Consider the following 18,171-nt stretch of genomic DNA (forward strand, 5'->3'; position numbering starts at 1 on the left):
AAGACAAAAATGAGAACAACCATATTGCTAGTTATAATCATGTTTGGACTAAAAGGGAATGCGCAAAAGAATAGTTATACACAAAAAGAAATAGATACTTTTAAGATTTATCCTACGAATAGGGAAAACCTTTTAAAATATCAGAAGATGTTGGAAACAGATGAAAATTTGTTAGGATGGACTTATTATTATTCTAAAATGAGTGTGTTATATTTGGGTGAAGATAAATTAGATTCGTGTTATTTCTTTGCAAATAAAGCAATCTCGTCTTATGACACATCAGATAAGAAACGTAAAGAAGACGAAACCCAATTAGCAAGAGCATACTATAATGGAGGCAGAGCATTAAGGTTGCACTATAAGGATCATAATAAAGCATTAGATTATATGATGAATGCTTTAAGGGTGATTAATAAATATCCAGGTTTTTCAAAGTATCTTAAAGGTTATATTCTTAGAGATATTTCTAGTAATCATTTAGAAATGGGGGATAATAGTTTGGCTTTAATGTACTTGTTGAAAACATCAAAGGATACAAGCTATTTGAAAAACCCACTTAATTATGGCCCTTTGTATAACAGCATTGGTAATATGTATTTTGATTTAAAAAAAATAGATTCTGCAAAGTTTTTTTACAAAAAAGCATTGTTAGATACTATAATAGGTATAAAAGTAACTTCTCATAATCATTTAGGAAATTTATTTCATTCTGTAAATCAAAAGGACTCAGCTTTTTATCATTTTAAAAAATCTAAAGATATAGTAGATTTAAACTCGGAGAAAGTTTCGGACTATTCTAGATATAGCTCTCACATTAATTATGGTCAGATGCTGTTGAATAAAGGAGAGTATAGTGCTGCTATGTATTTGCTTAATAGGACTTTAGATAGTATTAATGCTTTAGGTAAATTAGATAAGCGCGATCGAGATTTGAAAGTGAGGAATATGGATTACCTTATTAAAACGTATCAAAAAAATGGTAAGCTAGAAGATGCTTTATCTGTTTCTATAAGAAAAAGTGATTTTCTACAAAAATTTCATCAACAAGTATTGGATGAAAAACTTAGAGAATTAAATATTGCATATGAAGTAAAAGAAAAAGAAGAATCAATAGAGCAGTTAGCGGCGATAACAGAAGAACAACAGATTATCATAAAGCAAAGAAATACTATAGCTATAGCGTTATTAGGAATATTAGTGTCGATTATCGGAGTTGGAATATTGTTGTTTAGACAACGTAAACTGAAGAGTAAGTATGAAACTGCTAATCTAAAACAACGATTATTACGATCTCAGTTAAATCCTCATTTCGTCTTTAATGCGCTAAATACAGTAAGTAATTTAGTAAATAAAAAATCGGGACATACCTTACAGTATATCTCCAAATTAAGTAGTTTAATTCGATTGATTCTCAAAAATTCCAGAGAAGAGTTCATTGTTCTCGAAGATGAGTTACAATCTTTAGAAGATTATCTGGAATTAGAATCTAATTTTTCTCAAAAGTTTACTTATTCGGTTTCAGTTTCAGAAGATATTGATATTGAAGAAACCTTTATCCCTCCTATGTTTATTCAACCTTTTATCGAAAATTCAATTCAGCATGGTTTAAGAGGTGTAGACGACGGTTTTATTAAGATAGTATTATCCAAAAATGAAAAAGAAGGTTTGATACAGTGTCTTATTGTAGATAATGGAGCAGGGATTACAAAACCTTCAGAATTTAAATCTAAAGTTGATACAAAACATCAGTCTTTTTCTGGTAAAATTATTAAAGAACGCTTACAGATTTATGCAAAGTCATTAAATAAAAAAACAAATTTTACTATTGATCAAATTCCAGATGGAAAAGGCACTGAAGTTAAAGTGATATTACCTTACTTGATAGATACTTAATCTTTATTTCTTCTATAAAGAAATAAATATAATACTATCACAGCTACAATCCCAAATCCTAATAGAAACATCCATAAATTATTAGATTGTGGCAATAAAGTTCCACTATCTCCAATCAATACTAAAGAGGCCCAATAGTGAGGAGAGGCTTCCGCATCTTTATTGTTTTTAAGATAGTTTAGTTTTGCCGTACGTAGAGCTGCTGATTTAGTTCGTCCTTCGCTTAGATTTTTATAGAAATTAGCGGTGATGGTAGCAGTCGCTTTATCATTGGTGCTCCATAATGATGGAATCACAGTATTGGCTCCTGATTTAAAAAATCCTCTGGCAAGACTTAATATACCTTCTCCACGTCTAATTTCTCCTAAAGAAGTATTACAAGCACTTAATATTACCAATTCTGCCTGGCTTTGTAAAGAGTTCAGTTCTAAATCGGTTAATTTAGAATTTCTAAAAGCGATCCAAGGTACAATAGAATCAGAAGCATCTGCATGTGTTGCTAGGTGCAGTATTTTATAATCTTTTATTTTTTTGATAAAATTTTCTTTAGTGGCTTCTTGATCCACTAACAGCGTTCCGTCATATAATTTATTAGCATATGTGATTTCTTTAGCGCTATTTTTTAATGTGGTTAGGTTATTAGAAAAATTGATGGGCGCAACTCCTAAGAAATCCTGAGTAGCTTCTCTTTGGATGGATTTGTTTTTGTTTTGAAAAGTAAGAGAGAATGCGTAATCGATCTCATTTTCTTCTATGAAATAGGTGTTTCTATTGATGTCAATTATCAATGCCTCAAAAGGGATCATTCCTAGCATATGATCAGGTATGATTGTTACTTTTTTGTCTTTGAGAGATTTTCTAATATCTTTTGGAAACAAGGATTGATAAATAGCGTTGGAAACTTTAGTATAGGTCTCGATATCTTTTGTAGTAGTAAATGGTTTATTGAGTTGTTCTCTTAATGATGTAATGTTATTTAATAACGTATCTATTTGTTTCAATTTAAAAACCTTATTTCCTTCATTAGATAAGATCATCCCATATCCATAAGGAGTAGTATATCCAATACGTTCTGCCATAGTGTACTGAATAATTACTTCATTTTCCTTTGGTTTTATTTCTGATAATGATAGTACTCCAGGAATTTCTTTAGACAAGAAATGTTCTGGGTAAAACCCTTTTATAGAATCATTGAAGCGCTGTAGTTCCTCTTTTTTGTCAAATATTAATATGGATAAAGAATCTTTTTTTTTATCAGACCCCCCCTTTTTGTTTTCTTGTAATGAAGCGATATCGTTTTTAAATGCTAATTCTTTTTCTAAGATACTTTCTGGTAATGCTGTTTTACTTCTATTAAGATCTTGCATAAGCAATAATGCCTTGTTTTTTTCCATGAGGTAAAAGGCCTTGTCTAGTAAGTTAGCTCGATAACAAGCTTCTAGTCCAATAATATAAATCTCAGAAGCCAGATCGCGCCATCGTAGTTTTGTTTTGTAAGAGAGATCAGAGGTTAGCATGATCTCAATTAGTCGATCCGCAGTTTTTACTGTTTTTAAAGCTAATAAATAAGCACTTTTGTTATTTGAAGTATTTCCTTGATCAATGTAAGTGTTAATTTTTGTTTTTAAAATCCCTAGGAATAATGATTTTTTTTCTACTCCTTCTAATTGTTTTCGAGTTGATGACCAATTATAATCGGCTTTTTCTGGATTTAAAAACCCAGCTATTGATTTCTGGTAAAAATCAATAGCTTGATCATATTTTTTTTCTTTATAAGCAAGTTTACCAAATCCAAAATAAATAGACTTTAGTAATGTTGGTTTGTGCTCAACTAATGATAATGATGTATTAAAATATTCTTTGGCAATTATAGTATCTAAATCAATATTTGCTAATCCTAGATTATAGTTAGTAGAACATTCATAACCTTTGTTTTTTATGATTTTGGATATTATAAGGGCTTTTTTGTAATAATAAATAGCAATTATCAAGTTGTTTTTTGAGCCATTTTTAATGTAATCCATATTACCGAGGTCATGATATTGTATTGCTAAATTTGAGGTAATTAGATACTCATCTTCGATACTAGGTTTTTCTATTATTTTTACAAGGGAATCTGCTAGCAGTAAATGTCGAATTACTTGTTTGCTAGTCTTAATCTGTCCCATATTTCTATATGAAAAGGCTATATTAATATGACTATTTATGATTTTTTGTCGATCTTTTATTGGATCTAAGTATTGAAATACCTTCAAACGATGTTCGACCGAGTTATAGGGATCCTCTAGTTTAAGATAGATGTCAGCTAAATAGTTATAAGTTCTTATGTTCAAGGAGTTTTTTTTAAAAGGGGCGGCGTTTTTAAATGCTTTAATAGCTTTCTCGTAATTTTTATATTTGTTATGAAAATATCCAAGATTGATGTAGCTGTTTTTAAGTAATTCTTTATCAAAGGGGATTGCTTTTTTTTTAGCATCAATAGCAAGTTGAGTATAATATATGGTTTTTTCTTTATTTTTTTTTCGATAAAACCATTTTCCTAATTCGTGAGCATCTGCACCTAATTGGGTATAGTTGCTTTGTCTTTCATAGGTTTTGAAAAGGTCAGTATATAGGCATTTTTTGATAGTATCGCTCTCTTTACTAATTAGAATAGAATCTAATGTTGGGGATATCTTTTGACTATATAGTGATTGAGTATTGATTAGATATATTAAAAAAAATAAGAAAGGAAAATAGATTTCCTTTCTTATTTGAGTTTTTTTATCTATGATTTTCATACACTAAAGCTGTCCATGTAATGGAACATCATAACAATTATCGTAATAACCATTTTTAGCTTTAAGTGTATATATGATAGTAGGAACGCCCTCGTCATCATTTTCCGTCTTAGTTCCAGCATCAGTTGCATTGGCTGATGCAATATCTGTTTTAGTAACTTTTTCTAATTCAGAACATGGGACTCTCCATTCATCTACGGCGTAGCATCCATCTTCAAAAAGAACTAAGATGGAACTAAACCAGTTCTCTCTAGCCCAAATATGAAAATCATCTCTATCTTCTTGTGTCCAATCAACTGGATAACGCACAAAAAAGTTACAATGCGGAACCCAGTTAAATTTAGAGTCATTTTCTTCTAAGGTTTGTTGTGCTTCTTCTTCAATAATAGAAGTTTCTTCTGTAGAACAGCTTTGTATTCCAATCACAAAAACTGCAGCTACCAATAGTAACGTGATTTTTTTCATTCTTAAATCTTTTTTTGTATTATTATTTATTAGTATGTTTCCCTAACCTAACAAATGTTACCACGCTAAAATAAAAAAAAATTAAATAGTTAAAGATATCTTAATGAAGATAACTGAAATAGACCAGTTAAAGCTGATTGTTTCTGGAGAAAAACAGGTGATACAAGATTTGTATACTAAAGAGTTTCCCAAGGTGAGAAGTTTTGTGCTTAATAATAATGGGAATACAACGGATGCAGAAGATGTTTTTCAGAAAGCTTTGATGCAGTTAATTGCTAGATATAAGATAAAAGCATTCATTATTGAGAGTAATTTTAATGCTTATTTTTATACAGTTTGTAAAAATTTATGGCGTAGAGAACTAAATAAACAAAAACGTATAGTAACAAATGATGAGGTTATAGAACATGTTAAAGAAGCAGAAGATATGACGATGTTAACTTTAGAACAAGAAAAGTGGGAGCTGTTTCAAGAAAAATTAGCTGAATTATCTGATAACTGTAAACAATTATTACAGTTGTTTTTTCAGAAAGTACCGTATAAAGATATTGTAGAAAAACTAGGATATAATACAGATAATGTAGTGAGACAACGTATTTTTAATTGTAAGTCGCAATTGACTAAATTGATTAAAAAAGATTCGAGATATAACCAAATCAAAGAATTATGAAAGATTACCCGATAGAAATTGATGATTATCTAAGCGGTAATATGTCAGCATCAGAAAAGGAATCGTTTGAGGCAAGATTGCTTACTGATACGGAACTCTCTGAAGAATTGAAGTTGCAGCAAGATATGCAGACCATTTATGAAGATCAAGAATGGGTAGAAGGAAATAAAGAGTTATTAAAAACAACAGAAGCTACTCAATTAAAAACTTTTTATCAAAGTGATGAAGCAGCAGCATTAAAATCAACGATTAACGAGGTGATTTCAGAAAATCGATCAAATTCTCAATCAAAGACTTTTTGGTTTATTGGAATAGCTGCATCTATTGCCGTTTTGATCACCGTTTCATTATTTGTTTTTAAGGATACCAATTACGATGAATTATATGCTTCGTATATTCATTTAGATGAAATACCATCTTTAGTTACTAGAGGAGAAGACACTAATAAAATTTTAGAAAATGCTCAGTTATTATTCGAAGAGCAAAAATATAAAGAAGCTACAGAGTTATTTACCACCTATCATCAAAAAGAGAAATCTATTGATCCTTTAAGTTATATTTATAATGGGATCTCATATGTAGAACTTAATAAGTTTGATAAAGCTTTATCACAGTTTCAACTTTTGGGAGATTCTAACACACTACAAGCTAAAAAAGCCAATTGGTATAAAGCTTTGGTTTATTTAAAACAGAAGGATAAAAAAGAATTGATAGCGGTTTTACAAACTATTGTTTCTGATAGTAATGCATATAAGTATCAAGAGGCTAAGGAGCTTTTAACAGAGATTGATTAAATATACGACTCGCTTAGAAGTTTTCATCAGTATCGTTTTGTAGATTCGATGATTGTAAAGAGACAAACAATCATTCGTTTTATGTGTTAAACATTAAGCAATTACCTATCTTTGCAGCTTAAAATTTAACAAGCTTAAAATACGCAGTTATGCAAGACGGATTATACGCAAAATTTAATACCTCGAAGGGAAGCATTTTAGTAAATCTAGAGTATCAAAAGACTCCAGGTACAGTTGGGAATTTTGTAGGTTTAGCAGAAGGTAATATGGAGAACAAAGCAGTTCCTCAAGGAAAACCTTACTACAATGGATTAAAATTTCACAGAGTAATTCCTGATTTTATGATTCAGGGTGGAGATCCACAAGGTTCTGGAGCAGGTGGACCAGGATATCAATTTGATGATGAAATTCACCCAGATCTAAAACATGATGGACCAGGAGTATTATCTATGGCTAATGCCGGACCTGGAACTAATGGAAGTCAGTTTTTTATCACTCACGTAGAGACTGCTTGGTTAGATGGTAAGCATACTGTTTTTGGTAAAGTTGTAGAAGGACAGGATATCGTAAATGCTGTTGCGCAAGGTGATACAATTGATTCTTTAGAGATAGTAAGGGTAGGAGCTGATGCTGAGAACTTTAATGCTGTAGAAACTTTTAGACAATTTAATGGAGCTAAAGCAGAAAGAGAAGCTGCTGCAAAAAAGGCTTCTGAACAATTATTAGAAGAATTAGCTGCTGGTTTTGATAAAACGGATAGTGGATTACGATATAAAATCATCCAAAAAGGTGATGGTGCTCAAGCAGAAAAAGGAAAAACTGTTTCAGTACATTATAAAGGAAGTTTAACAGACGGTACTGTGTTTGATTCTTCATACAAGCGTAACCAACCAATTGATTTCCCATTAGGAATGGGGCAGGTTATTCCTGGATGGGATGAAGGTATCGCTTTATTACAAATAGGTGATAAGGCACGTTTTGTAATTCCGCCATCTTTAGGATATGGAGCGCACGGAGCTGGAGGAGTAATTCCCCCAAATGCTACACTAGTTTTTGATGTAGAATTGGTAGGAGTAAAGTAAAACTCTTTTTAAAATAATTTTAAAACCTCTGGAATATATTTTCAGAGGTTTTTTGTTTTTTTAATGGTCAACCCTACATAAAAAAACCACTTTAACGCATAATTAACACTTGTCCTCCCTCTTTAAATGTTAATTTATTTATTAAAATAGAGAAGTTTTATAGAAAAAAGTAAACTTTTACGTCTATAATGCAGATATTTACACCCCTAGTTATAAGATAATAAACCAATACAAAAACCCCATTTTTGATGGTTATGAAGTGGAAGCTAACAGTGTTTTTAATATTTTTTTGTGTAAATTTTTCCTTTACTCAAGATAATGAAGCTGCAATGACTGCTATCAAAGATCAAATAGAAATCATTGATAGTTATATCGAATCCGATGTGTTTTCTTTGGATCCTGAGGAGTTCTTAGATCAGATTGCGGATCATGGAGCGGAGCTCAATGGATATTATGAGCACGAACGTTTAAAGAAAATCATAAGAAATATCGGGATGCCTAATGCAATGGTAATTACGGTATTTTATTTTTGGAATGATCAATTGATTCATGTGAATTATAAGCAACGCCAGTATATGGAAACAAAAAATAGCGATGGCTTTGTTGTAATGGATTACTCCAACGCATTTACAAAATTTGAGTCAAAACATTATTTTGATAAAGGGAATGAAATTTATAAAATAGTTTCTGGTCAAGCGGTAACTAACATAGAACCTGAAGAAACTTTTGTTTCTTATAGTTTAAGAATGAAATCTTTGTTAGATAATAAGTTTAAAAATAGAGGGACTTATGAAGCGCTACAGGGAAAATGGGTAAATGTTCAATTTCCTGATGAGCATATGATTTTTGAAGAAACTATACGTTTCAATTTTCGTGATGGAAAGTTTCTGAAAAGATTAAAGGTAAAAATTAAAGATGATGTTATGTATTGTTCATCTCCTAAAGATAAATATATTTATAAATATAAAATAGAGACTCTGAATGAACGAGAATTAGTTGTAAAGGATTTACAAAATACTTCTTCGAGTTTATTTTTGTACGTAAAAGTTGACTGAAATAATACTATGAATCTTCAATATCCAATAGGAAAGTTTAAAAGCCCTAATACTATTACTAAAGAACAAATTACTACTTGGATAAAAGATATAGAGGAACTACCTAAAAAAATAGAAAAATTAGTTTCCAATTTTTCTGAAGCCCAGTTAGAAACCCCATACCGACCTGATGGGTGGACTGCAAGACAGGTTATTCATCATATCCATGATAGTCATCATAATGGTTATATTCGTTTTAAATGGGCGCTCACCGAAGAACAACCAGTAATTAAAGCATATTATGAAGATAGATGGGCGGAATTATTTGATACTAAATCAGCACCAATTCACCTCTCTTTAGACTTAATAAAAGCGTTGCATGCTAAATGGGTGTATTTCTTAAAAGGTTTATCTGATGAAGATTTAGGAAAAGTATTTATTCATCCCGAAGGTGATGTTGCAATTTCTTTAGCAGAAGATATTGGAATATACGCTTGGCACGGAAACCATCATTTAGCACATTTACAGATTATAGCGGGTACTTTTAAGTAATCTCTTTTATCTTATTATTGTTTCCATTTAATATTGCACCCTATACTTGGTTTTTGGATTTCGGAAACTGTAGCGTTTCTAAGTACCGCATCCAATGCTTGACGAAGGTCTCTACCATTTACAGGAATCCCGTTTCCAGGTCTCGAATCATCTAACTGCCCTCTGTAAATAAGTTTTAATTCTCCATCAAAAAGATAAAAATCCGGAGTACACGCTGCATCATAGGCTTTAGCTACTTCCTGTGTTTCATCAAACAAATAAGGAAATGTATAATTGTTTTTCTGAGCGGTTTTCCACATGTGTTCTGGAGCATCTTGTGGATAATTTTCGATATCGTTACTGCTAATAGCGACAAAACCAAATCCTTGTACCCTGTAGTCATTAGCTACTCTAGAAATTTCTTCATTTACGTGAATAACAAAAGGGCAATGATTGCATATAAACATAACTATAGTACCTTTTTCTCCTTTTATATCATTCAGGGAAACTTTATTATTAGTAACAGCATCTACTAAAGTGAAATCTGGAGCAACAGTACCTAATGGTAGCATGTTTGATGGAGTACGAGCCATAATGTTTAATTTTTATATTTTCGAAATTACAATATTATACTTTATAAGTATAAAAATTGTTATCTTAGTTACATTCCAAAAAATAAAATTATGAAAACTTTAGAGACTTGGTTTCAGGAATATGCTGTGAGCCATCAGAACAAAACAAATATTGCAATTCATTTTATATGTGTGCCAGCTATATTTTTTTCTGTTGTTGGTCTAATTATGAGTATTCCTAGTGGTTTTTTAGCCTCTATAATACCTGGAGAAAACCCATTTATAGAAAATTGGGCGTTTGTCGTTGCTTTACTTATTTTGCTTTTTTACGTTAGGTTATCCGTAAAAATGGCGTTACAAATATTAGTTTTTGTTGCTTTTTGTATAATTGCTAATTACTACATCAGTCAATATGCACCATTATGGATGGTGTCTCTTATTATTTTTGTCGTTGCTTGGATCGGACAATTTTATGGTCATCATTTAGAAGGTAAAAAACCTTCTGCTGCGCAAGATTTACAATTCTTGTTGATTGGACCTGCTTGGGTAATCCAAAAAATGTTTGGAAAAAAATAATATGCAATTAAAGAATTGGAAAGATTCAGGATCGTATTACACATATAAAAACTATCAAATATTTTATAAAGAAGAAGGGGTAGGGGAGCCTTTGATTCTTGTGCATGGATTTCCAACATCTTCTTGGGATTGGAGTAAAATATGGGGCACACTTGCAGAAAAGTATAGCGTATATGCTATTGATATGTTGGGGTATGGTTTTTCGGCTAAACCAAGTGATTTTAAATATACAATTGCGTCCCAGGTTGATATATGGGAAGCCTTTTTAAAACAAAAAGGAATTGTTTCTTTTCATATACTGGCGCATGATTATGGAGATACTGTGGTTCAGGAAATGTTAGCTAGATTAAAAGAGAACCCAGCATATGAATTTGATATTAAATCCGTTTGTTTTCTTAATGGAGGAATGTTTCCAGAAACTAATTTTCCTACATTAACTCAAAAAATGTTACTCACTCCTTTTGGTGCTATTCTTAAACATTTTATGGGTAGAAATACATTGGCTAAAAACTTCAAAAAAATATTTGGAAGCGATACACAACCTAGTGAAAAAGAGATAGATGATTTTTGGGAAACAATAGCTTATAATTCTGGTAAGAATGTAATACCTAAGTTGATAAAATACCTAAAAGAAAGAGATACTTATAAAATTCGCTGGAGAGAAGCGATACAATATACCGATATGCCTAAACGATTAATTGATGGCGCTGTTGATCCTATTTCGGGTGAGCATATGGCAGAATTCTATAAAGAAATAGTGCCAAATGCTGATGTTGTGTTATTAGAGGCTATTGGTCATTATCCACAAACAGAAGCTCCAAATGAAGTATTACATCATTATGAAGAGTTTAGAAAAATCATTATTTCTTAATTCTTCGTTTATGAAAACATCTTCGAATAAATACGGATTGTAATTTATTCATATTTCCCCGAAGCCCATTGTATGGTAGGTTCTATCCATTCTTTTAATGGTTTGAAAAGAAATCCATGGCCCATTCCGGTAGTAAGTTCTATTTCTTTAAAATGGATAATACTACAGGTAGATTCTTTTTGTCTAGTTATGGCAGAGACTCCAAATGGATCTGTTTTTTCATAAATATTCAAAATATTTCCACAATAATTAATTTCAGGAATTTCTATAATATCACGATCCTTAAAACTTGCTATGAACACAAAATTGAGGTCAGGATTATTAGCTATAGTGGATACATATTGAGCGATGTAGCCACCTTTAGAAGTGCCTACAATAGTTATTTTTTCAGGGTTAATATTGTTTGCTAATAAACTATCTATTTGATTTACAATCTTATTTGCATACGTATTAGCATTGACATTGCTATTTCTTTTTTCGCTAATAACCTGGAAGCCACTTTTTTTAAATTCCGAAATGATTTCTTGGTATTCTGTTCTTCCAAATTCTGGGTGAACTTCATGTAGTTCATGGGTTTCTAGAAATCTATTATGAATAAAGAAAATGTATCGGTCATTCTGGTCATTTTCACTTTTACAAGAGGATAACGATAATACCCATAAAAAAATAACTATACGTCCTAGATAAGTATTCATGGGTTTGATAAATTATATTTCTATAAAAATATTTTATTTATAATGTTCTTTTTCCTGGAAGTTACTCAAACAAATAGCTGTTTAGTTACATCTCATCACTAAAGAAAATAGCATTCATTAATAACTTATTAGTACCATACCAAAAAGCTCTAAAATTAGTATTGTCGGTAAATAAAATAGTGTTCCCTCTTCCTAAACTTTGATGTCTAAATGGTACCGTATTAGCCAATGAATCCAAATTCTTTTTGCTGATATATCCGCTTAGCAGTGGTGATTTTGTATATTGAATAGGGTTGTAGTAACTCTGTTTATTAGCTTTGATAAATAAGGTTGTGTTTCTAAAAAGTGATATTTCATCATTTTTATAACCAAAATTTATTGGATGTGATCTATCGGTTTTAGCTTGGAAAATCGCCCCTCCAATTACCTGAGCTCCAAAGAAATCTCTTCTTTGCTCAAACGAAATGTTTTTAGCATCGTTTTCTGGTTTAGAAAATTCGATTTTCATAAGCTCATTGTTTTTAAAGAATTGAGCTGCGTTTCTATATCCGATTAGTGTTCCTCCGTTTCTGATCCAAGATTTAATCTTGTCAATAACATTTTTACCCATTGTTTGATTCCAGCTGTTTGGTAAAATAATATGAGTGTATCTAGATAAGTTTCTTCTTTCTAGGTATTCAGTATTTAGTTTGGTGATAGGAATGTTGTAACGTTGATCCATTAAATGCCAGATTTCTCCAGCATCATATGGTGTGATTCCGCTTCCTGTTAACAATGCGATTTTTGGCAATGATAATGCTCTAAATTGATTACTTCCTAGATCAATTCCTGTTGTTAAACCAGTAGATACACCTGTAATATTTACATGATTTTCTGAAGCAAGATTTTGTAAAAATGCATGAATTTCCTGTGAGTTTAATCTTTGATTCTGAATAGGAATCATAATTGTTCCGTAGTCATAGTTTTTATTTTCAATAGAAAAAGGTTTCATGCCTACTTTAGCCCTCAATCCGCTATTTAAAATTTTATATAATACGGCAGGCGTATAATACTCATGCCATTCCATAAGGTATGCATAGTTGCTTTTATTAATGCTTTTAGGTTTTTTATAGTCCAACTTAGTAATTTCTGCTCCTAGGTCAGAGGTAGTTGTTTTTTCAGTATAATCTAAATTAAAGGCTAATGGGAATGTCCAAGCAGATACATCATAAAATAAACTGTCTTGAAATTTTGTTCTTTTTTCAAACATAGCCTTGATTAAACGGCTTTGTTTTTGATTTTTAGGAACTACATAGCTATATCCTTTTTTAAATTTTTTACCGTTTGCAGTGATATCATTTTTTAAATCATAAAACTGAACCTTATGACGTTTTAAGATTTCTGCAAGGTGATAGGTAGAAGCCGCATCTTTTTCATTTCCAAAAATGTAAGATCCTGTTTGCGCTTCTTTTCTAGCATTATTATAAAAGTTGTTTTGATATCTAAGTAATTCTGTGCGCATGGATTTTGCCGCTTCTAATGTAGAGAGTGTAGCAGTAAATTGATTTCTTACTGTAAACGGGAATGTCAATATTCCGTTGTCTGTTTCCTGCGCATGTCCTCGAGAGCTTCCTTGTTCAAATAAAATACCAATTCCTCCATTAATATCAGGGAATGTAGATCCTTTTCCATAATAAAAATCATCAAAATTTTCTTCTGTAAAATATAATGACCCTATTTTATTAAAAGCTTCTGCGTGATAGTTAGCAATTTTTTTGGTAAGCTCCTGATTTAATTTAGGTGTTAATGGATGCGTTCTAGATTGTATTCCAGGTTGAAAGAAAAAACTACTATTAGAGCCCATTTCGTGATGATCGGTGAGAACATTGGGATACCATTTATGAAAAGTCTCAATTCTAGCTCTTGATTCTGGTAATTGTACTGGTAACCAATCACGGTTCATATCAAACCAGTAATGATTTGTTCTACCTCCAGGCCATACTTCACTGTATTCTCTGTCTTGTGGATCTGTGCTTATGTTTTTACTTTTATTAGTATTTGCCCAATAAGCAAAACGCTGTAAACCATCAGGGTTAAGCGATGGGTCAAATAAAATTACAACATTCTCTAATAACTCATCAACTTGATTTCCTTGTCCAGCGGCTAAATAATAAGCAGCAATTAAACTTGCGTTTGAGCCACTTGGCTCATTACCATGTATAGAAAAACCTTGGTATACCACTGCTGGCATGGATGCAATGTCGTTAGCGGTTTTGCTATTTTGGGTTAATTGAATATGTTGATTTCGTATTTGTTCTAAATTCTGATGATTTTTTTCTGAAGTAATAGTTAGTAAGATGATAGGCCGATCTTCATATGTTTTTCCTCTATCTTCTATGGTAATACGCGGAGAAGCTTTCGCCAAAACTTTCATGTATTCTACTAATTTATCGTGAGTAACGTGCCATTTTCCTGGAACGAAACCTAAAACACTTTGCGGTGTTGGTATTTCAGGATTATAGGAAACTCCTTTTGGTAAATAATATTCTAACGAAAGGTTTTCTTGAGCAAAAGAAGAAAAGAATAATAGTGATAAGATGATAGTAAAGAAGTGCTTCATTTTAGTTTGTTTGAGCGATTGTAGCGTTTAATAGTTTTCGAAAATAAAAAAAACCGCTTCAGAGACTGAAGCGGTTTGCATAAGTTTAACATAAGTTATTATGCCTTATATGTCGTCGAAGCTTACATCTGTAAAACTTTCTGTAGAAGCTGTAACTTCTTCATTTGCTGTTGCAGATACTTCTGTATTTTGTTCGTAAGATTTTTGATAATCTTTTTGATGTCTTTCACTGATCACTTCTTCACCTTTTTCATTAACTATGAAATCAGTCATTTCACTTAGTATTTCACTGAAACCAACAAAGTCTTCTTTGTATAAGTAGATTTTATGCTTTTTGTAGTGAAAAGATCCATCATCATTAGTGAATTTTTTACTTTCTGTAATAGTAAGATAGTAATCTCCAGCTTTTGTTGATCTTACATCAAAGAAATATGTTCTTCTTCCTGCTCTTAAAACTTTTGAGAAAATTTCCTCTTTCTCCAACATTTCATTATCGCTCATAATCCTTATTTCTTAATTAATTAGTCTGTTACGATGGAATCAAAAATCTAAAAAAATTGTTAATCGTACAACAAAATATCAAATTTCTTTTTCGCTTAGCTGTTTTAAATATAACTCTTTGTAATATCCATCAACGTCTAATAGTTGATTATGAGTGCCTTGTTGGATGATTTCGCCTTCGTCTAAAACAATGATTTTATCCGCGTTCCTAGCAGTAGAAACTCGGTGACTTACTATAAAAGTGGTCTTATTTTTGGAAATTCTATTGAGATTATTGAGTATTTCTTCTTCTGTTTCGGTATCAACTGCAGATAAACAATCATCAAAAAGAAGGATGGACGGATCCTTGATAATTGCTCTGGCAATCGAAACACGTTGTTTTTGTCCACCTGATAAAGTAATTCCTCGTTCTCCTAACACGGTATCATATCCTTTACTAAATCCTTCAATGTTTTTGTGGACAGCAGAATTTTTGGCAGCCTGAATTACCTCAACTTCAGTGGCATCAGTTTTACCAAATTTTATATTATTTCTTATAGAGTCACTAAATAAGAAAGCATCTTGCGGCACGTACCCAATGGATTCTCTAAGATTTACTAAATTTAGTTTTCTAATAGATCTTCCATCAACTTTAATTTCTCCGTCAGAAACATCGTACAATCTCCCTAGTAAATCAAGAATTGTTGATTTTCCTGATCCTGTTTTTCCAATTATTGCAATGGTTTGTCCAGAATTAATTTCAAAATTCACCTTTTTTAAGGCAGTAATATTGGTGTCGTCATAGGTAAAAGAAACATTGTTAAATGCTATATTTCCTGTTATGGGTGTTTGCTCAGTGACACTGTTTGTGATTTCTGGTTCTTGACTTAGGAATTCATTAATCCTTACTTGTGAAGCTTCTGCTTGTTGTATAATAGAGGTTACCCAACCCACGGTCGCTACCGGCCAGGTTAGCATGTTAACAAAAATAATAAACTCTACTATTACACCAAGATCTTGAATGGTTCCATCAATATATTGTTTTCCTCCAATATAGATTACCATGATATTACTAACACCAATAAGTAAAACCATTAGCGGAAAAAATAGAGCTTGCACTTTTACAAGATCTATATTTTTTTCTTTATTGGTGTTTGATAAATCTGTAAAGTTCGATAATGTCTGAGATTCTATTCCATAGGCTTTGATGACCGAAATACCACTAAAAGATTCTTGTGTGAATGTGGTTAGTTTAGCTAAAAATTGCTGAACAATTGTACTTCTTTTGTGTATGGCAACACTTAATTTATATATAGAAATAGATAAAATAGGAAGTGGTGCAACCGTGTATAGGGTTAGTTGGGGAGCAATACTAATCATATAACCAATAACTACGACAAATAAAGTAATGGTGTTAACACTATACATGATTGCAGGACCCACATACATCCTTACTTTGGATACATCCTCGCTAATACGACTCATTAAATCACCTGTTCTGTTTTTTTTATAAAAGTTAAGTGATAATATTTGGTAATGTTGGAAGACTTCATTTTTTAGATCAAACTCAATAAATCTAGATACTACAATAAAAGTTTGTCGCATTAAAAAAGTAAAAAAAGCAGCGATCAAAACAGATCCAAGAATCAAGAGTATATTGGTGATTAATCCCGTTTTTACATCCTCTATATTGGTGATGCTATTATTGATGTATTGTTCTACTATATCTACCGAATCACCAACGAATTTAGGAACTGCAACTGCAAAAATTCTAGCAATTATGGTAATTACTAATCCAATAAGGAGGCGATATTTATATTTTAGGAAGTACTTGTTTAGATGGCGTAATGCACGCATAAAGTATTGATTTTTAGAAACTCAATTATTAACAAATTCTTAAAGTTTAACAACAAAAAATTTTAAATTCGTAAAAATACCGTATTTTAGCGCTTCTATTTTGACTATAATATAATTATAACATTTTAAAATTTCTGAAAATGATAACCGAAGTGCTTACTGCGAATCAATTAAAAAAACAAGCTCCTGTATTTGGACAATTGTCTTTTAACGATCACGAACAAGTTGTTTTTTGTCAAGACAAAGATACAGGATTAAAGGCAATAATTGGGGTGCATAACACAATTTTAGGACCAGCTCTTGGAGGAACTAGAATGTATAATTATCAAACAGAATGGGATGCTCTTAATGATGTATTGAGATTGTCAAGAGGTATGACCTACAAGGCGGCTATTACAGGATTAAATCTTGGAGGAGGAAAGGCTGTGATTATAGGAGATCCAAAAGTAATGAAGACTCCAGCTCTTATGAGACGATTTGGAGAGTTTGTTCATACACTAGGTGGTAAATACTATACGGCAGAAGATGTTGGTATGGAAACATCAGATATGGATACTGTGCGAGAGGTAACACCATATGTAACTGGAATTTCTGAATCAAAAGGAGGAGCAGGAAATCCATCTCCTGTTACTGCTTATGGAGTTTATATGGGAATGAAAGCTTCGGCTAAGTTTTCTTACGGGACTGATAATTTAGAAGGTAAGAAAATACTAGTTCAGGGTATTGGTCATGTAGGAGAAGAGCTTGTACGTTTAACAGCAGAAGAAGGAGCTAATGTAATTATCACGGATATCAATCAAGAAAGACTTGAAGAAGTAAGTGGTAAATATGGAGTAGAAATATATAAAGGAGAAGATTTATATTCTGAAACTGCTGATATTTATGCACCTTGCGCATTAGGAGCAACAATTAATGATGAGACTATTAATAAATTAAAGGTAAAAGTAATTGCTGGAGCAGCAAATAATCAATTGGCTTCAGAAGATATACACGGTCCTTTATTACAAGAAAAGGGAATTGTCTATGCTCCAGATTTTTTGATTAATGCCGGAGGTATAATAAATGTATATGCAGAAATAGAAGGATATGGTAGAGACCAAATCATGAAAAAAACTGAAAATATTTATAATACTACCTTGGATATTTTGAATAAGGCAAAGGCAACAGGTATGACAACAAATGCTGCTGCTGTTAGTATAGCAGATGAAAGAATTGCAGCCAAAAAAAATCAATAGCCGAGAGAATCTAAAATTTACTGTATAAAAAGTGAAT

16 protein-coding genes are annotated in these 18,171 nt (G+C 31.7%); 9 read left to right on the forward strand and 7 right to left on the reverse strand.

Annotation, left to right across the window (positions count from 1 at the left end):
- Positions 1-9: 9 nt before the first annotated feature.
- Positions 10-1,893: a histidine kinase gene (locus D1815_RS22975; protein WP_027392307.1), complete on the forward strand. Its 1,884-nt coding sequence runs from the start codon at positions 10-12 to the stop codon at positions 1,891-1,893.
- On the opposite strand, the gene D1815_RS22980 is transcribed toward D1815_RS22975, so the two are convergent.
- The gene (locus D1815_RS22980; RefSeq protein WP_027392306.1) at positions 1,890-4,673 is read right to left on the reverse strand and encodes a CHAT domain-containing protein; all 2,784 of its coding nucleotides are present in this window, start codon (positions 4,671-4,673) and stop codon (positions 1,890-1,892) included. The two genes, D1815_RS22975 and D1815_RS22980, sit on opposite strands and share 4 nt — an antisense overlap.
- 3 nt (positions 4,674-4,676) lie before the next feature.
- Positions 4,677-5,138, reverse strand: coding sequence for a hypothetical protein (locus D1815_RS22985; RefSeq protein WP_118389678.1), 462 nt, complete (start codon positions 5,136-5,138; stop codon positions 4,677-4,679).
- Between the two features lie 103 nt (positions 5,139-5,241).
- Here D1815_RS22985 and D1815_RS22990 point away from each other — a divergent pair, with 103 nt between their 5' ends.
- From D1815_RS22990 to D1815_RS23010, 5 genes are all read left to right on the forward strand, one after another.
- Complete coding sequence (locus D1815_RS22990) at positions 5,242-5,808, forward strand: RNA polymerase sigma factor (protein WP_118389680.1); 567 nt, start codon at positions 5,242-5,244, stop codon at positions 5,806-5,808.
- Positions 5,805-6,602 (forward strand): tol-pal system YbgF family protein, encoded by a 798-nt coding sequence (locus D1815_RS22995; protein ID WP_118389682.1) that lies wholly within the window; start codon positions 5,805-5,807, stop codon positions 6,600-6,602. The genes D1815_RS22990 and D1815_RS22995 overlap by 4 nt, the downstream gene beginning before the upstream one ends.
- A 149-nt stretch (positions 6,603-6,751) precedes the next feature.
- Positions 6,752-7,684, forward strand: coding sequence for a peptidylprolyl isomerase (locus tag D1815_RS23000; protein WP_027392302.1), 933 nt, complete (start codon positions 6,752-6,754; stop codon positions 7,682-7,684).
- Between the two features lie 254 nt (positions 7,685-7,938).
- Positions 7,939-8,739, forward strand: a complete 801-nt coding sequence (locus D1815_RS23005; protein WP_027392301.1) for a hypothetical protein — start codon at positions 7,939-7,941, stop codon at positions 8,737-8,739.
- Positions 8,740-8,748: 9 nt separating this feature from the next.
- A complete protein-coding gene (locus D1815_RS23010; protein WP_118389684.1) occupies positions 8,749-9,270 on the forward strand; it encodes a YfiT family bacillithiol transferase in 522 nt (173 codons plus the stop codon).
- 14 nt (positions 9,271-9,284) lie between these two features.
- Here the strand turns inward: D1815_RS23010 and D1815_RS23015 are convergent, their stop codons facing one another.
- Positions 9,285-9,842, reverse strand: a complete 558-nt coding sequence (locus D1815_RS23015) for a thioredoxin family protein (RefSeq protein ID WP_027392299.1) — start codon at positions 9,840-9,842, stop codon at positions 9,285-9,287.
- A 90-nt stretch (positions 9,843-9,932) separates the two neighbouring features.
- On the opposite strand from D1815_RS23015, the gene D1815_RS23020 reads away from it, so the two are divergent.
- Both D1815_RS23020 and D1815_RS23025 read left to right on the forward strand, forming a co-directional pair.
- A complete protein-coding gene (locus D1815_RS23020) occupies positions 9,933-10,397 on the forward strand; it encodes a DUF962 domain-containing protein (protein WP_118389687.1) in 465 nt (154 codons plus the stop codon).
- Complete coding sequence (locus D1815_RS23025; protein WP_205486649.1) at positions 10,384-11,268, forward strand: alpha/beta fold hydrolase; 885 nt, start codon at positions 10,384-10,386, stop codon at positions 11,266-11,268. Before D1815_RS23020 ends, D1815_RS23025 begins: the two co-directional genes overlap by 14 nt.
- 44 nt (positions 11,269-11,312) lie before the next feature.
- Here the strand turns inward: D1815_RS23025 and D1815_RS23030 are convergent, their stop codons facing one another.
- From D1815_RS23030 to D1815_RS23045, 4 genes are all read right to left on the reverse strand, one after another.
- On the reverse strand, positions 11,313-11,963 hold the full coding sequence (locus tag D1815_RS23030) for an alpha/beta hydrolase (RefSeq protein WP_118389689.1): 651 nt from the start codon (positions 11,961-11,963) through the stop codon (positions 11,313-11,315).
- 85 nt (positions 11,964-12,048) lie between these two features.
- Positions 12,049-14,562, reverse strand: a complete 2,514-nt coding sequence (locus D1815_RS23035) for a M14 family metallopeptidase (RefSeq protein ID WP_118389691.1) — start codon at positions 14,560-14,562, stop codon at positions 12,049-12,051.
- Positions 14,563-14,667: 105 nt separating this feature from the next.
- Positions 14,668-15,063: a PUR family DNA/RNA-binding protein gene (locus tag D1815_RS23040; RefSeq protein ID WP_027392294.1), complete on the reverse strand. Its 396-nt coding sequence runs from the start codon at positions 15,061-15,063 to the stop codon at positions 14,668-14,670.
- A gap of 78 nt (positions 15,064-15,141) precedes the next feature.
- Positions 15,142-16,899, reverse strand: a complete 1,758-nt coding sequence (locus D1815_RS23045) for an ABC transporter ATP-binding protein (RefSeq protein WP_118389694.1) — start codon at positions 16,897-16,899, stop codon at positions 15,142-15,144.
- 140 nt (positions 16,900-17,039) lie between these two features.
- Here D1815_RS23045 and D1815_RS23050 point away from each other — a divergent pair, with 140 nt between their 5' ends.
- A complete protein-coding gene (locus D1815_RS23050) occupies positions 17,040-18,134 on the forward strand; it encodes a Glu/Leu/Phe/Val dehydrogenase (protein WP_118389696.1) in 1,095 nt (364 codons plus the stop codon).
- The last annotated feature ends 37 nt before the right edge of the window (positions 18,135-18,171 follow it).

This window comes from Aquimarina sp. AD1 (assembly GCF_003443695.1).
Classification (GTDB): domain Bacteria; phylum Bacteroidota; class Bacteroidia; order Flavobacteriales; family Flavobacteriaceae; genus Aquimarina; species Aquimarina latercula.

Bases quoted from the DNA above. Each gene is read 5' to 3' on its own strand.
- D1815_RS23020 (WP_118389687.1), top strand. From the start codon at position 9,933: ATGAAAACTTTAGAGACTTGGTTTCAGGAATATGCTGTGAGCCATCAG.
- D1815_RS22980 (WP_027392306.1), bottom strand. From the start codon at position 4,673: ATGAAAATCATAGATAAAAAAACTCAAATAAGAAAGGAAATCTATTTT.
- D1815_RS23005 (WP_027392301.1), top strand. From the start codon at position 7,939: ATGAAGTGGAAGCTAACAGTGTTTTTAATATTTTTTTGTGTAAATTTT.
- D1815_RS22990 (WP_118389680.1), top strand. From the start codon at position 5,242: ATGAAGATAACTGAAATAGACCAGTTAAAGCTGATTGTTTCTGGAGAA.
- D1815_RS23015 (WP_027392299.1), bottom strand. From the start codon at position 9,842: ATGGCTCGTACTCCATCAAACATGCTACCATTAGGTACTGTTGCTCCA.
- D1815_RS23000 (WP_027392302.1), top strand. From the start codon at position 6,752: ATGCAAGACGGATTATACGCAAAATTTAATACCTCGAAGGGAAGCATT.
- D1815_RS22985 (WP_118389678.1), bottom strand. From the start codon at position 5,138: ATGAAAAAAATCACGTTACTATTGGTAGCTGCAGTTTTTGTGATTGGA.
- D1815_RS22975 (WP_027392307.1), top strand. From the start codon at position 10: ATGAGAACAACCATATTGCTAGTTATAATCATGTTTGGACTAAAAGGG.
- D1815_RS23040 (WP_027392294.1), bottom strand. From the start codon at position 15,063: ATGAGCGATAATGAAATGTTGGAGAAAGAGGAAATTTTCTCAAAAGTT.
- D1815_RS23010 (WP_118389684.1), top strand. From the start codon at position 8,749: ATGAATCTTCAATATCCAATAGGAAAGTTTAAAAGCCCTAATACTATT.
- D1815_RS22995 (WP_118389682.1), top strand. From the start codon at position 5,805: ATGAAAGATTACCCGATAGAAATTGATGATTATCTAAGCGGTAATATG.
- D1815_RS23045 (WP_118389694.1), bottom strand. From the start codon at position 16,899: ATGCGTGCATTACGCCATCTAAACAAGTACTTCCTAAAATATAAATAT.
- D1815_RS23030 (WP_118389689.1), bottom strand. From the start codon at position 11,963: ATGAATACTTATCTAGGACGTATAGTTATTTTTTTATGGGTATTATCG.
- D1815_RS23050 (WP_118389696.1), top strand. From the start codon at position 17,040: ATGATAACCGAAGTGCTTACTGCGAATCAATTAAAAAAACAAGCTCCT.
- D1815_RS23035 (WP_118389691.1), bottom strand. From the start codon at position 14,562: ATGAAGCACTTCTTTACTATCATCTTATCACTATTATTCTTTTCTTCT.